Annotated in this window: 14 protein-coding genes; 12 read left to right on the forward strand and 2 right to left on the reverse strand. The window is 45.8% G+C overall.

The genetic code is table 11. The annotated features are described in order from the left end of the window. Positions 1–2: 2 nt before the first annotated feature. The gene (locus tag HYW15_01455) at positions 3–1,235 is read left to right on the forward strand and encodes a glycosyltransferase family 39 protein (protein QQG42855.1); all 1,233 of its coding nucleotides are present in this window, start codon (positions 3–5) and stop codon (positions 1,233–1,235) included. Further along, on the forward strand, positions 1,222–2,688 hold the full coding sequence (locus tag HYW15_01460; protein ID QQG42856.1) for a glycosyltransferase family 39 protein: 1,467 nt from the start codon (positions 1,222–1,224) through the stop codon (positions 2,686–2,688). Before HYW15_01455 ends, HYW15_01460 begins: the two co-directional genes overlap by 14 nt. Here HYW15_01460 and HYW15_01465 read toward each other — a convergent pair. After that, positions 2,682–3,425, reverse strand: a complete 744-nt coding sequence (locus HYW15_01465; GenBank protein QQG42857.1) for a glycosyltransferase — start codon at positions 3,423–3,425, stop codon at positions 2,682–2,684. The genes HYW15_01460 and HYW15_01465 overlap by 7 nt on opposite strands. Here HYW15_01465 and HYW15_01470 point away from each other — a divergent pair. Beyond that, positions 3,373–4,812: a hypothetical protein gene (locus HYW15_01470; GenBank protein ID QQG42858.1), complete on the forward strand. Its 1,440-nt coding sequence runs from the start codon at positions 3,373–3,375 to the stop codon at positions 4,810–4,812. The genes HYW15_01465 and HYW15_01470 overlap by 53 nt on opposite strands. Here HYW15_01470 and HYW15_01475 read toward each other — a convergent pair. Next, complete coding sequence (locus HYW15_01475; protein ID QQG42859.1) at positions 4,756–5,553, reverse strand: class I SAM-dependent methyltransferase; 798 nt, start codon at positions 5,551–5,553, stop codon at positions 4,756–4,758. The genes HYW15_01470 and HYW15_01475 overlap by 57 nt on opposite strands. Positions 5,554–5,579: 26 nt before the next feature. Between HYW15_01475 and HYW15_01480 the strand changes: the two genes are divergently transcribed. The 9 genes from HYW15_01480 to HYW15_01520 all read left to right on the forward strand — a co-directional run bounded on the left by HYW15_01480 (position 5,580) and on the right by HYW15_01520 (position 15,549). Next, positions 5,580–6,302, forward strand: a complete 723-nt coding sequence (locus tag HYW15_01480) for a glycosyltransferase family 2 protein (protein QQG42860.1) — start codon at positions 5,580–5,582, stop codon at positions 6,300–6,302. Next, positions 6,299–6,964 (forward strand): nucleotidyltransferase family protein, encoded by a 666-nt coding sequence (locus tag HYW15_01485; GenBank protein ID QQG42861.1) that lies wholly within the window; start codon positions 6,299–6,301, stop codon positions 6,962–6,964. The genes HYW15_01480 and HYW15_01485 overlap by 4 nt, the downstream gene beginning before the upstream one ends. Positions 6,965–6,973: 9 nt before the next feature. Continuing rightward, entirely contained in the window at positions 6,974–7,651 is a 678-nt protein-coding gene (locus HYW15_01490) for a glycosyltransferase family 2 protein (protein ID QQG42862.1), read from the forward strand. Between the two features lie 7 nt (positions 7,652–7,658). Next, entirely contained in the window at positions 7,659–9,602 is a 1,944-nt protein-coding gene (locus tag HYW15_01495; GenBank protein QQG42863.1) for an FAD-dependent oxidoreductase, read from the forward strand. A gap of 28 nt (positions 9,603–9,630) precedes the next feature. Next, a complete protein-coding gene (locus HYW15_01500; protein ID QQG42864.1) occupies positions 9,631–10,617 on the forward strand; it encodes a galactokinase in 987 nt (328 codons plus the stop codon). A 1-nt stretch (position 10,618) separates the two neighbouring features. Next, on the forward strand, positions 10,619–12,358 hold the full coding sequence (locus HYW15_01505; protein ID QQG42865.1) for a hypothetical protein: 1,740 nt from the start codon (positions 10,619–10,621) through the stop codon (positions 12,356–12,358). Positions 12,359–12,362: 4 nt separating this feature from the next. Continuing rightward, on the forward strand, positions 12,363–14,186 hold the full coding sequence (locus HYW15_01510) for a hypothetical protein (protein ID QQG42866.1): 1,824 nt from the start codon (positions 12,363–12,365) through the stop codon (positions 14,184–14,186). A 30-nt stretch (positions 14,187–14,216) separates the two neighbouring features. Next, positions 14,217–14,837 carry an SIS domain-containing protein gene (locus tag HYW15_01515; GenBank protein QQG42867.1) on the forward strand — a complete coding sequence of 207 codons (621 nt, stop codon included), beginning with the start codon at positions 14,217–14,219 and terminating at the stop codon, positions 14,835–14,837. 76 nt (positions 14,838–14,913) lie between these two features. Beyond that, positions 14,914–15,549, forward strand: coding sequence for an AAA family ATPase (locus HYW15_01520; GenBank protein QQG42868.1), 636 nt, complete (start codon positions 14,914–14,916; stop codon positions 15,547–15,549). Positions 15,550–15,575: the final 26 nt, after the last annotated feature.

The following is a 15,575-nucleotide window of genomic DNA, read 5'->3' on the forward strand; positions in this document are numbered from 1 at the left end:
TTTTGGGCTGGCTAAAAAATCATAAAACCGAGATTTGGATTTTTCTTCTGGCGTTTGGAATAAGATTTGCCTACGCGGTTTTGGTGCAGTTCAAATTCGGGGCGCAGGGGTTTTTGGCCTACTCGGATGCCTTTTCTTTTTATCTTCCTCTGGCGAAGAATTTGGTTGAAAATCATGTTTTCAGCATGGGTTCCGTCCAGCCATACGTGCCAGACGCCTATCGCACGCCTCTTTACCCGCTTTTTTTGGCCTCGTTGTTGTGGTTTAAGTTGCCGATTTTTGCGATTATTTTCGCGCAGAATATTTTGGCTGGATTTATGGCCGTTTTAATCTATAAAATAGGTCTAGAAATTTTTAATTCAAAAAATATTAGTTTATTCGCAGCTGTTTTAATTAGTGTTGAGCCAATGTCCGTTTACTGGGGTAATCTTTTGATGTCTGACTATTTGTTTGCCTTCTTATTTATTTTGGCTTTTTATCATTTTGTTTTAAGGCGCTATTACTGGTTTGCTTTATTTTTTGGTTTGGCAACACTTACGCGCTCCGTTGGTTTATACTTTTTCCCGCTGTTTTTAATTATAATGCTTTGGAGACGGGTCGGCTGGAAAAAGATTATTGTGTCTGCCGCGCTGTTTTTGGCCGTGCTTTTCCCATGGATGCTTAGGAACAAAATCGTTTTTGACACATGGCAATTATCCACCGCTTCTTGGTATAATCTTTACGGCGTTGTTACGTCGATATTCGCGGATAGAGAGGGATTTATACTGCCGCGCCCGGAATCGCTGCCGTACGACCCGGCAAGCGTGCCGTTTTACAAAGAGCACTTTTTTGAAATTTTTAAAGAAAGGCCATGGGCCTACGCCAAATTTTACGCCTCCGTGGTTCGGGAGTCGCTTTCCAAAAATCCGTATTTTTATCTCGCCAATTATGTTTTAAGACCGAAATTGCCGCAGCTTTTTGACGGGAATTTTGGAAAGTGGATTTTTGCCGCCGCCGCGGCGGTTTGGGCGTTCTGGGCACTGCTTTGCGCGTTTGCGCTCTTTGGTTTTTTTGAAAAAAAAGCGAGGACTTGGTTTTATTTGGTCTTTCTCATTTTTTTGGCAAATGCCGCTTCGGTAGGAGCTTTGGGGTTGGGCGCTGATATGAGCAGGTATATGCTGCCTTTGACGCCTTTTATTCTTTTGTTCGCCGGCGCCGGATTTAATTTTATTTATAAAAAATATGCCGCGGGATAATCTGATTTTAACTTTTCTATTTATTATTTTGATTTTGTTTGGCGTATGGCGCTTGCCTTACAGCCCTGCTACTTGGTTTGACGAGGGGATTAATTTAGGCATTGCAAAAGGATTAATAAATCATGGAGTTTTTAGTTTGGAGATTGCGCCAGGCGAATTTGTTGAGACGCGCCAATTTTTGATTACCAGCAATTATCCTGTTTTGCTGCCGGCGGCTTTATCAATGAAATTATTCGGCCTTAATTTGGTTGCCGCCAGAGCGCCTATGGTTTTGTTTTTATTTTTATTCGCGCTCGCCGCCTATTTTTTAGTAAAAAAGCTTTACGGAAAAACCGCCGCGATTATGAGCGTGGCGCTGATTGTCAGCTTCACGCCGTTTTACGGAAACGGCAAAAATGTTTTGGGAGAAATCCCGGGATTGTTTTATTTTTTATGCGCGCTTTTGATCTTGGGCCGAACTCTCGCGGATGAAAATTCTAGGCGTGGGCGCGCGCCCGAGTCCGCGAGGGCAGGGATAAGGAATTTTCAGATGCGAGAGTTCGGCCAATTGTTTCTGGCTGGTTTATTCATTGGCCTTTCCGCCGCCACGAAGCCGTTTTTTTTGATTGTTCCTGCGGCGGTTTGGGCCGGCGAAATAGCCTGCCGCAGAGGCGATTTTAAAATTTTGCTGAAACGGCTTTTGCTTGTTGCTTTTGGCGCTTTTCCTCCGCTCGTTTTTTGGTTTTACACGATTTTGCCGAGTTTTTCTTTAGCCGGACTCTTTTCTGCGTTTAACTATTATTCAAACTCCTACGCTTCTGTTAGTTTTGGCGGCCTTATTTTCACGAATTTTTTGAGATTTTTCACGGAGTCCACGCCAATTCATTTCCTCCTGCTCTTTGTGGCTTCGGCAGCGTTTTTAATTTGGAATAAGAAGAATGGCGAGAAAATTAAAGAGGCGGAAATCATATTCTCGGTTTTTATCCTGCTTGCTTTGGCATTTTATTTAAAAACTCCGGGCTGGTACCGCTACTTTTTCCCTGCGCATATGGTTTTGTTTCTGGTCTTTCCGGCCGCCGCACTCCGCTTGGTCGGCAGGAAAACCGCCGTCTTTCTGATCGCCCTGCTTTTTATTTTCCAGACCTCCTACACCATAAGCCAGCGGAACTCCAGTTTATATTACTCCGATGAAGCTGAAATTTTTTCCGAATATGTTGCGGAAACAACCGCGCCAGATGACAAAATTTTTATTATCAATGCCCCAAGCGCCGCTTTTTTGATTGAAGGCAGGCAAGTTTATCAGTATCTGCAAATAAACCCCGTTTTGTCTTTTGGGAAAACCGATATAGAAAATTATAATTATGTTGCCGTTTCTGGGGAGGGCGTTGATATATTCTCCGACGCTTTGAAAGCCGGTTACAAAATACAAAAACAAATCGGCCGCTACTCTTTATATAGAAAACTTAGTCAGTAACTAAGCCAGATTTTAATTATATCTATAAGCATCCGGAGAGAATCTCTGGCTATTTTGATATTGGACTGGCCGGCGTTTTCTAAAATCACCGGAACCTCCTGGATTTTTAGGCCGGCTTTTTCGGCCTCAACTAAAAGCTCTAAATCAAAAGCAAAGCCGTTGATGTTTAATTTCGGGAGAATCGCCTCTGCCGCTTTATGGCTCATTCCTTTAAGCCCCGCCTGGGTGTCGGAGAACTCCAGACGCAAAAGATTTCGGACTAAAAGTCCGAAGCCCCAATGAGTAAAACGTCTCACAGCGCTAATGCCAAATTGGTCAACCTGCCAGGTTGACCACAGGTGACGGTTTGCGATGACCAAATCAGTTCTCCCTGAGCGCAGAAGCTTAATCATTTCTTTAAAATGTTTTGTGCCGTACGGTAAATCTGCATCGGTGAAAATAATTGCCGCGCCGGAGGAGGCGGCAATGCCTTCGCGGACGCTCGCGCCCTTGCCCAAATTTTTCGCTCTGTTTATAAAACGAATCGCCTGATATTTTTTCAATTTCTCTTCAACTATTTTTGCCGTGGCGTCTCTGCCTCCGTCATTGATTATTAAAACTTCGGCGTTTAAATTTTCGCTTTGGATAAAATTCATCAGCGCTTCAACGCTCTTGCCGATGTGGGCGGCATCGTTATAAACTGGAATGATGATAGAAATCTCCGGCGCTAAGCTCGTGGTTGCTTTTTGGGGGGGCATTGCCGCTTTTTTATTTGCTGTTATTTTCGCTCTTTTTTACTTCGGCTATTTTAAAAACGACTTATTTTCTAAAAAACTTTTTTATATTTCCGCAATCTCGCTTTTCGCGCTGGCTTTCTTAAAGCTCATAATTTTTTATTTATATCCTTATAATTATATCGCCGACCGGCTGATTTTTTACGCTATCCCGTCACCCAAGGCCCTGGGATGGACGTGGCTGGCCGGCACCGCGCTCCTTTTCATGCTATTTTTGCGTTTTCGGGAGAGGATGGAGCGGGTTGCCATTTTTAAATTTCTCTTCGCGCTCTATGTTTTTTTTGTGCTTTTCAGCATCGGTGTGGCGGCCGTCCGCGAAGGTTTTTTCAGCGTTTATGAGCCGTTCACCCGCACCCATTTTGAGTATACCGGGAATCTTTATTTGATAAAAAACGCCTCCGATTTTCTGAAGAACTTTGTTGATTTAAGCCAGTCCTTGTCAATACACACCCGCATACACCCGCCGGGGTATACCCTCATTCTTTATTTTTTCCAGAAATACTTGCACGCGGGTTTCGGCGGTATGGCGACGCTTACGGTTATGCTCGGCGGTCTTGCCATTTTTCCACTTTACTATTTTTTGAAGAATTTTGCCACCGAGGAGGAGGCAAAAAAAGGCCTTGAGCTTTTTGTCTTTTTCCCTAGCTTCGTGATGATGAGCGCGACTTCAATGGACGCGGTTTTTTTGTCTTTTGTTTGGATTGCCATAACTTTAATCTATATCGGCTGGATGAGAAGCGCTATTTTGTCTTTTTGGGGCGGCGCGGCCTCTGCCGCCGCGCTATTTTTAAATTATTTGTTTTTGCTTGCGTCCCCGCTCTTTTTAATTTTGCTTTTTATGGCTTACCGCAAAAGCGGCGAGGCCAAGCGCTTGATTTTTAGAACCGCCGCGGCGGTTGCCGGCCTCGCGCTTTTTTTCGCGGCCCTTTACTTGGCTTATAATTATTCAATTTTGGAAAATTTTTGGGTTTCGCGCGCCGCGCAAAATATGGAAATCAGGAGCAACTTTGAATCGCTCTTAATTTATTTTGTTTACTTTTTTATGAATTTGTCTTCGTTTGCAGTTTATCTCGGTCTTCCTAACGTTTTTTTGCTGGTCGGGCGGATTAAGGAGTTTCTGCGGCGCGAGAATTTAGCCGCATCGCTCGGATTTATCATGGTAGGCATTTTTCTGCTTATAGGAATTTTCCAGGGCGAGGTTGAGAGAATATGGCTCTTTTTAACCCCGCTTTTTGTTTTGCCGCTGATTAAAATAACCAAAGATTGGGAGCCCCTGCGGTTTAACGCGCTTTTATCATTGTTGTTTTTCCAGATTATTACTTTGCAGATTCTGTTTTACACTTATTGGTGAGCTTCGTGCCGGTTTTTGGAGCACGCAGATTACTGAGACCCCGAAGGGAAAATTTATCAAGCGAAGAGCCCGCGCCTCCAAAGAAAAAATTTTCTCAAGGGCGTAATTCAGCGGTTTAGGCAGCATAAAAAAATCCGACTCGCCCTCGTTAAGATTAAGTATTTTCCTTAATGCTCTGAAGCCGAATATCGGCGCGAACATAAAGAAATTAAAATAACTTAATTTATTTATTGCCAAGTTTGTGTTAGAGCGTATCATATCGCGCAAGCCAGTTTTGGTGTATCTGCGCTTATGATGAAGCAGTTTATCGTGCTCGGTCCATAAAAAATCAAATGCGGGCACGGTTATAAGCGCCAGTCCGCCGGGCGCGAGCAGTTCTTCTATCTGTTTAAGCGCCGCGCCGTCGTTTTCAATGTGTTCCAAAACGTCCAGCAGGGTTACGATGTTATATTGTTCGTGCAGGTGGATTTTGGGGAATTCGCCTTTAATTAACGTAAAGTCCGGGTTTAGCTTTTTTGCGAGATCGGCGGCGACATCGGAAAAATCAAGCCCAAAAATGTTTTTTGAGAAATTGCCAAGGAGGGCGGCGTTAAAACCCGTGCCGCAGCCGATGTCCAGTGCCCTCTCAACTTTTTGGGCGCAGAACAATCGCAGGCATTCGGAGATAATCTTGCGGCGGCCGCGAAACCACCAATGGTCCTTTTCCGTGTTATAAAGTTCTATGTATTGGGCTCTTTCCATGCTATAATTTTATTTTGTAAATTGTTATGCAAAAAATTGATTTTTCCATAATAGTGCCGGTGTATAACGAAGAGAAGCGCATACCAAGAAGTATAAACCAGATTTTTAGTTTTTTTAATAGTTGCGGCGATGCGGTGGAGGTGATTTTTGTCAGCGACGGGTCTACCGACGACACGGAAAAGGTTCTGGAAAGTTATCAGGCGAAGCAGGGTTTTAAAATCATAAAATACGGCAAGAACCGCGGGAAGGGTTATGCTGTCCGACAAGGCGTTTTGGCGGCCAGCGGGCGCTGGATAATTTTCTTTGACATTGACTTGGCAGTTCCCCTAAGCGAGTTCTCGCATTTTAAATCTTTCGTTGCGGACGGCGATCAGGTAATTATCGGCAGCCGCCGGCTGATGGATTCGCGAATAAACAAGCGCGAGCATTGGCTGCGTGAATTTCTCGGCGCCGGATTCAGCGCGCTGTCCCGCGTTTTTGTTCGCGAGGTCGCCGATTTTACATGCGGCTTTAAATGTTTTTCCAAACAGGCCGCTGAACAAATTTTCCCCATTGCGCGGATAAACAGATGGGCGTTTGACACGGAGCTTCTGTATATCGCCAAATTAAAACGCATGCCAATCCGCCAGATGCCGGTAGAATGGTCGCATGATGATGATTCCAGAGTAAGGGTTTGGAAAGATGCGCTGGTTTCCTTAAAAGAACTCGCGCAAATAAAAATTAACCAGTTAAAGGGACTCTACGCATGAAAGCGATAATTTTAGCCGCGGGCAGAGGGAAAAGGATGAGACATTTAACGGACGATTTGCCGAAACCGCTTTTAAAGCTTGCCGGAAAAACGTTTTTAGACTACATATTTGATTCTTTCACGGAAGAAATAAACGAGGCCATCTTGGTAATCGGCTATATGGGCGAGAAAATAAAAGAATATTTGGGAGAAAATTATAAAGGGCGGAAAATTTATTATGTTGTGCAGAGAGAGCTCTCCGGCACGGGCAATGCGGTGCTTCTTACAAAGCATTTATTCAAGGAAAAAGAGCGTTTTTTGATATTTTACGCGGACGAACTGGTTTCAAAAGACGACGTGGAAAAATGTTTGGAAAATGAATTCGGATGGCTGTGCTGGGAAGTAGAAAACCCGAGAGCGTCCGGCATCGTTACGATCTCTCCGGGAGGATTTATCACGGAGATAATAGAAAAACCCCAAAACCCGAAGTCAAACTTGGGCGGCGGAGGGTTAATGCTTGTGAACGCCGATTTGTTTGGATGCGCTCCCGACAAGCACGAGACCGGAGAATATTATTTAACGTCCATGATGAATAAATTTGTAAAAGATCATAAGGTAAAAGCAGTCGTGTCAAAAAACCGGCCGTCTTTCACCTCCCCGGAAGACATTAATAGAGTTATATAGCTTATGAAAATGATTTCGGTAGTAGTCCCGGTTTATAACGAAGAGCATACAATAAGCGAGCTTCACGAACGTCTTGTGAAAACGCTGGCGGCCTGTTGTGATTCTTACGAGATTGTTTTTGTCAATGACGGCTCAACCGATAACACGGAAAAAACAGCGCTGACTTTGAAGCCGCTTGAATTGATTTCTTTTGCAAAAAATCAAGGGCAGACCCCGGCGCTGAATGCCGGAATACGCAAAGCGAAAGGCGACATCATTGTGTTTTTGGACGCTGATTTGCAGAACAACCCCGAGGACATCCCGAAACTTTTGGAAAAAATTTCGCAGGGTTGCGGCGCGGTGGTGGGTCGGCGCGAGCATCGGCAGGACCCTGCCGCTCGCACCATATTTTCCAAAGTGGCAAATTTTATCGCCCGTTTGCTTTTGGGCGTAAAAGTCCATGATTTCGGCTGCGGGCTTAAAGCATATCGCGCGGAATTTATCAAAAACTTTGAGCTTTGGGGGCAGGTGCAGGTTTTTTTGCCGGCAATTGCCAAGGCGCGCGGGGCGAAGGTCTGTGAAGTCGGCGTTGCGCATAACGACAGAAAAGCCGGGGTCTCCAAAATAAAAATTTCCAATATGGTAAAAGGCGGCCTGGGCCTTTTAAAAATCGCTTTTATTGCTAGATTTTTAAATCCTTACAGGTAATCCGCTTATGAAACAGCGTCCAAAAATTTTATTAATCGGCGCGGGGAGATTCGGCAAAAATCATTTAAGAGTACTGCGATTATTAGAAAAGCGCGGCAAATTGGCTTTGGCCGGAGTTGCCGTAAAGAGCAAGGCGTCGGAAAAATTCGTCAAAAGAGAATACGGCGTGCCGGTTTTTAAAAAAATAACCCCGGCGCTTCTTAGTTCCGTGGATGCCGTTGATATCGTAACGCCGCCCCATACGCATTTCGCTCTGGCCAAGCAATGTCTGCGTTATACGAATGTGTTTATTGAAAAGCCGTTGGCTGAAAAAACAAGCGACGCGGAGCGTCTCAATAATCTCGCGCGGAGCAAGGGGCGGGTTTTGATGGTTGGGCATATTTATCGCTACCACCCGCTTGCGCAAAAACTGAAATCAATGTTGCCGAAATTGAAAAATCTGGAAAAAATAGGCGGCGCGTTTATCAGCCCCATCGCGACTTACAGGGGCCAAGACCCGCTTCTGGAAGAGCTTCATTGGTTTGATGTTCTGGACTATTTATTCGGCAAAAAGCCGGACGCGGTTTGGAGCGGGGGCACAAAATATTTGCGGGACGTTTATTTGCGCTATCCGGGCGGCGCTGATGCACATTTGAAAATTGGCTGGGAGAACGGCCAAAAAATCAGGGCGCTGAATTTCGTTACGAAAGGAGGCAAAAAAATAGTTTGCGATTTTGAGCGCCCGGCGGCCGCAGAACCGCTGAAAAAAGAGCTTGAGGCGTTTATCGGCGCTCTTTGCGGACAAAAAAACGCTTACCCGAATGGCGAGGTTGGGGCCAGGATTGTTGAGATAGCCGAGCGGGCGAAGAGGCATTCCCCGCCAAAAACGCCGCGCGTCGCGGTCATAGGCGGAGGGATTTTCGGCGCGACCGCCGCGCTTGTTTTGGGCAGACATTTCCCGGTAGTTTTATTTGAAAAAAATCCGGATATTTTCGGTGAAGCAACGCTGGCCAATCAATACAGGCATCACTATGGGTATCATTATCCGCGGAGCCCCGAAACCATAAAAGAGGTTCAGGAAGCGAGGCGCGATTTTGAATCGGTTTATCGCGAGGCGGTATCCTCCGGATTCCCAAGTTATTATTGCGTTTCCCGAAAAGGGTCGCTGGTTTCCGCGAAACAATTTTTGGAAGTTTGCAAAAAAAATAACCTGCCTGTCAAAATCGCGTATCCGCCGGACATATTTTTAAACCGCAATACGGTGAGCGTTTCCATCCGGACGCCGGAGGCAGTGTATGATTATAAGAAATTAAAGGGCTTGGTCTGGCGGACACTTCGCCAAAATCCGAATATTAAAGTCAAGCTCAACTCGGAGATTGTATCCGCACGGCTGAACAATGCCGGGAAGAAAATCTTGGTTATCAAAGCCAAAAGCGGCGCAAAAGGCCCGGAAGAATTTGACTATGTGATTAACGCCACTTACGCCCGATACAATAATTTTTGCGGCTGGCTCGGCTTCCCTCTGAAAAATTTGAATTTCCGGCTGAAGGAACTGGCCGTTGTGCGCCTCAAAACGCAGGAGAAGTGCGCTGTCACCATTATGGACGGGCCTTTCGCTACAATTGTGCCGATGGATGGCCGCAGCGATTTATACACTTTGGGGGACGTGCCGCTCTCCGTCCACAAAAATTACAATAATTTAAAAGGCCTTTCTTTGGATAAAATCCGCAAACTTCCGGCATCGCGCTGGGAGAAAATGAAGAAAAGATGCTCCGAATGGTTCCCGGCGCTAAAAAACAGCGAGTACATTAAATCAATGTTCGTTATTTTGCCGACAGAGCCCGCTTCCGCCGGAACAGACGCGCGCCCGACCGTCGTCGCTTCCCACGGGTTCGGCTGCTTCTCAATCTTCAGCGGCAAAATTATAACCGCTGTTTCCGCCGCCAAACAAATCCTGCGGGAGTTGCAATGACGGAAATTTTATAGTTGTATATATTAATATGCAATCGTCAATAATATTGAGCAGAGTGCCGTTTCGGCTGCCATTGGGCGGAGGGTCTACGGATATGCCCTCGTATTATAAAAAATACGGGGGGTTTATATTTACCGCCGCAATCAATATGTATATGGACGTCTTGATTAAAGCGACCCGTTCGGACGATCTTATCCACGTGCATTACAAATCTTTTGAAGCCGTGCCTTCGGTTGGAGAAATCCGCCATGAGCTGGCCAGAGAGGCGCTGAAGATGACCGGCCACGAAAAAGGCATAGCCATTTCTTTTAAGGCGGATACGCCCGCCGGCACCGGCCTTGGCTCCTCCGGCGCGTGCTCCGTGGCTTTGCTTAAAGGGCTGTCGGCTTACAACGGAAACGAGATGCCGAGCGAAGAAGCCGCCGAAAAATCATTTGAGATAACCCAGTCCCTTGGGCTTCACGACGGCAAACAGGACCCATACGCCTGCGCCCTTGGCGGCTTTTCCGTTTTGGATATTGATACCGACGGCAAAGTAAATGTTACAAAACCGGTTTTCGCCAAGGAGACAGTAGATAAATTTTTAAATAATACCCTGCTTTTTTACACCGGCGTCAGCCGGGAGAGCGACCCGATATTGGCCGCGCAGGATAAAGAAAAAGTTCTGGAGTTGAAACACAAAACCAAAGCGATTGGCCTCGAGGTTTATAAAGCGTTTCAGAACGGAGATTTAGACCGCTTTGGCTCTTTGATGGACGAGCATTGGCGGGTCAAAAAATCAATGTCTTCGCAAATGGCCAACCGGCGGTTTGACGAAATTTACGAAGCGGCGAAAAACGCCGGCGCTTTGGGCGGCAAAATTCTGGGAGCCGGCGGCGGCGGATACTTTTTATTTTACTGCCCGTCGCAAAAATCCAAAGAGTCCGTGCGCGCCGCGCTAAGCGGCTACGGGCTGCGGGAGATGGATTTTAGCATTGACTATAAAGGCGCTCGCGTCCGGAGAGTTAATTTTTAAAATGTCCGGATTTTTAAAAGAGCACAGGTTTATACTGATTTCCGCGATTTTTTTGGCGCTTGCGGTTATCTCGCCTACACTGCTGTTCCCGCTCCTCGCCGGCGATTCGTATAAGGGCATCAATCTTGGCGAATGGGACGACGACGCGGCATATATTGCCAAAGGCAGGGAAATTCTTGAAAGCCATTCTTTGGGCAATATTTTTCTTAAAATCGGCAAAAACGATTCGTCTGACCCTCACCAGGTTTACATAGAATATCTTCTTCTCGCGCCGGTTAGAATGCTGGGGCTTTCCAGCGTAGCGAAAAGTCATATCGTGGCGCTTTACGGCTTTTATGCTTTTTTGGGCGTTGCTTTGTTGATTTTATTCATTTATTTTTTTGTTCTTAACTTATCCGGCAATAAATTGCTTTCAGCCGCAGCCGCATTGTTCGCAGTCGGCGGCCACGAGTTAGTAAAGCTGTACCACCTTCCGGTTACCGCCGTCGCCTACAATTTCAACATATTTTCCCGGCCGATTATGCCCGTTTACGGGCTTCTTGCGCTTTTTATTTACATAAATTTACTGGCAAAAAGTTTGCGTGAATCGGGATGGAGGTGCGTTTTTTGGGCAGGAATTTCTTTCGGCGCGTTGTTTTACGTTTACCCCTACACATGGACTTTCGCCCTGGCGCTGACAGGGAGCTTGTTTCTGATTTATCTTTTTTTGAGGGATTGGGGGCAGGCCAAAAAAGTTTTTTACATTTCGGCGATCGGTTTTGCTGTTGGATCTTACGCGCTCGTTTTATTTTTATCGTTTATTTCTTCGGAAATTGGCAAACAAATCGCCGGCTTTACAACGTTTATTTCCCACGCCCCCGCGCCTTTCAGCAAGCTCTCTTTTTTGATTTTGATTATGGCAATTATTTACGCCTATAAAAATCGCGATAAAAAAGACTACCCGATTCTTTTGGCGATTATTCTAGCCAGCTGGATAACCCTAAATCAGCAGGTAATTACCGGGCGCGATCCGCAAGGAGTTGATCATTACTTTTGGTACTTTACCATTCCTACTTCCATTGTGGCGGGGTCTTATGTTTCGTGGGCGCTTGTGTGGGGCTGGGAGCGCGGGAAATTAATATTGCAAAAATACGGAAGCGCTTTGCTTGGCATTGTAATCATCGTTGCTTTTTTAAATACCGCGGGACAGCAATACGCAAGGACGATTGTGATGATGGGCACCAAAGAATACGCCCAGAGTTACCGTCCGATTATTGACACGCTGAATCGCGATCCGAAACCGGGAGTTATTTTAAGTTCAGAGCTTTTCTACGGAGAGTTTTTCCCAGTATACACCGACCACGATTTATTTTGGGCCATGCACGCATTCAATTTCGCTACCCCGATAGAAAGAATGAAAGACGCGCTTTATTTGTACGCGTATTTAGATAAAGAGGCCAGAGGCGATTTTGCCGGCGCGCTTTATAAGATAGACGCCGGCGGAGTTAAAAAAGCGTATGGGCGCCATTACTCATCAATCTATACTGCTTTAAGCAGAGAGAAAACCATAGATTTGCTTTCCGGCGAATACAAAAAAATAGTTGATAATCCCGAAGGAATCATTAACATTTTAAAGAAAGCCGAAGTCAATTATATCGTCTGGGACAAGAATACAAACCCGGAGTGGGACCTTTCCCCGCTTGCTAATAATCTTCAAGAAATTGCCGCGTCAAACAATATTTATTTATATGCGTTGAAATAAATACATGTCTAATTTTTTTACCGAACATAAATTTATATTGATTTCCGCAGTCGGTTTGGCGCTTTTGGTGATATCGCCGGCCCTGCTTTTCCCGTTTATGGCCGGCGATGCGTATAAGGGCATAAATGTTGGTGAGTGGTCGGACGACTTCCATTATATCGCCAAAGGCAGAGAGATTCTGGAAGGCCATTCTTTGGGCAATATTGTTCTTAAAATCGGCAAAAACGATTCGTCCGACCCGCACCAGGTTTATATAGAATATCTTCTTCTCGCGCCGGTTAGAATGCTGGGGCTTTCCCGCGCGGCGGCAGATTATATTGTTCCTATATACACTCTTTACGCTTTTTTGGGAGTTTTCCTTTTAATCCTCTCCATTTATTTTTTCATCCTGCGCCTCTCCGCGCATAAATTATTGTCCGCGGCGATAGCGCTATTTACAATAGGCGGCTACAGTTTGGTGAAGCTTTACCATGTGCCGATTACTGCAACCAATCCGGACCCCAACATATTCAGCCGGCCGATTATGCCCGTTTACGGGCTTCTGGCGCTTTTTATTTACATCAATTTGCTTGCGAGAAGTTTAAAATCATCGGAGAAAAAACATATTCTTTGGTCCGGCATTGCCTTCGGAGCGCTGTTTTACGTTTACCCCTACACATGGACTTTTGCCCTGGCGCTGACAGGGAGCTTGTTTCTGATTTATATTTTTTTGAGGGATTGGGAATCAGCGAAAAAAGTTTTTTGGGTTTTTACAATCGGGCTTGCCGTTGGCGCTTACACTCTTTTTAAAACGTTTTCATTTCAGTATTCGGAAATCGGCAAACAAATTTTATATTACGGGATTACTTTAAACCATAGTCCGGCGCCTTTCAGCAAGATTTTATTTTTGGCGTTAATTTTGGCAGTTATCTTTGCGTGCCGAAATAAATGGAGCAGGAACGCCCCCTTGCTTTTGTCTATTGTTCTCGCAAATTGGATAGCTTTGAACCAGCAGGTAATTACCGGGCGAGTCCCGCAAATAATGCACTATTTTTGGTATTTTACGATACCGACTTCTATCGTCGTTGGGGCTTACCTTGGATGGGCGCTTGTGTGGGGCTGGGAGCGCGGGAAATTAATATTGCAAAAATACGGAACCATTTTTTTGGCGGCGCTAATTATCACCGCTTATTTTAATGCGGCTTCGCGGCAGTATCAGGTGACGCTGATTACGCGGGAGGCCAAAGAATACAGGCAGAACTACCGCCCTATTATTGACGCGTTGAAGTCGGATGCCGAACCGGGAGTTATCCTCGCGTCATCCCTGCCTTACGCAATGTTATTTCCGGTGTACACGCATCATGATTTATTTTGGGGGCATGCTACTGCTTTGGTTTACAATACGCCGATGGAAAGAATTAAAGATGCGCTGTACGTGTATATGTATTTGGATAAGAGCGCCAGAGACAATTTTTTGGGCCGGCTTCGCGATGTAGATGCCGGATACGGAGTTGGAGGCGAATGGGGAACCAGTTTTTACCCGCTTATTTATTTTTTTGTGGCCGGTTTTAATTCCGGTTTTGATTACGAGGAATATGGTTTTCGTTTGGCCAAGGGCGACCCGGCGACGGTTAAAAGCAGAGACGAAACGTCGGCCTTACTTTTCCGCGGATATCAAAAAGTAGCCAGTCCGGAAGGCATTGCAGGCATTCTGAAAAAAGGCGAGGTCAATTACGTCGTTTGGGATAAAAACAAAAATCCGGAGTGGAATTTGTCGCCCCTTTCCGGAAATTTAAGAGAGGTTGCCGCGTCTAACAATATTTATTTGTACAAATTTGGCGGTGACTGATAAGCGCGGCGGAGGTTGTATAATAAAGCCATGCAGCAGAGCGACCATATAGAAACGTATTTAAACGAAGTTGTAGAGATTACAAAACGCATAGACCGTGGCTCTATACGCAAAATCGTCGGGATCTTGCGGGATTTAAGAAATAAAAAAGGGCGCCTGTTTATTATCGGCGTCGGCGGTTCGGCGGCAAACGCCTCGCATGCTGTTAATGATTTCCGAAAAATTGCCCATATTCAATCTTACGCTCCAACGGATAACGTCGCCGAGCTTACCGCTAGAGTAAACGATGACGGCTGGGATTCTGTTTTCGCGCGCTGGCTAGAGCATAATCACATAACGCCCAATGACGCAGTTTTGGTTTTGTCAGTTGGCGGAGGCAACGCTGAAAAAAACATAAGCGCAAATATTGTACATGCGCTGAATCACGCCAAAGAGCGCGGCGCAAAAATATTGGGCATTGTGAGCCGCGACGGCGGGTATACAGCTAAAGTCGCCGATGCCTGTGTTTTGGTGCCGGTTGTGAATCCGGACAACGTGACGGCGCACGCGGAAGCATGGCAGGCGGTGCTGTGGCACGCGATTGTTTTTCATCCTGAATTAAAAATGACTGAAGGAAAATGGGAAAGCATAGAAAAACCGATGTTGTCTTAGAGACAACAATTTTTCTTGACTAATATTAAAGGATTTGCTAGCATAGCGGCTAGAAAATAAAACCCGGAGGTGACTCGTGATAGCAAATTTCCGTTTTGCGTTGGACAAACCAACGCTCATTTTGGGCGCGGGCATAGCAAGCAGCGGGAAAAGCACGGTTTTCAGGCCGATTGCGGCCGCGTTGTTTGATTCGGTGTATGTAGAAAAGGACCTGATTAACGATGCTTTTTTATGGATGCCCAAAAGCGGGGAAAGGCGGGACATGTCCCGTTATCTGGTTTCCGAGCGCATTTCAAATCAGAGTCCCATTTACAGGGATCACATATGGCTGCAAAGCTACCACTGCATGCTGATGTTGGCGCGGCAGGCGCTGGAGTTGGGGAAGCACCCGATCTTGGAAGGAAATTACGTTAAGGAAATTCGGTGGGGATATATTGAAAAGGTTTTGTTGCCCCAGCTCGCCGGTATCAACTATAAGCTTAAAATTCTTCTTGCGCATGCTCCGGCTGATTTGATTCGCGAAAGGATAATAAAACGCGACGAAGGCCGCGACAAAAAAGTAATAAGTTCCGACGAAGAATGGCAGCGCTTGCTTGCCGAACAGCCGCCCATCCCGCCAGAGATTGAGAAGTACCCGCATATGAAAATTGACACCTCCGAAGCGTTGTCTCTCCAAGCGCTTTTTGAGATCATGAGGTTTTTGGCTGATTAGTTTTTGAGAGCCTCGGCTCGCCGCGT

This window comes from Candidatus Giovannonibacteria bacterium, assembly GCA_016432405.1.
Classification (GTDB): Bacteria; Patescibacteriota; Minisyncoccia; order UBA11713; family 2-01-FULL-45-33; genus MFHE01.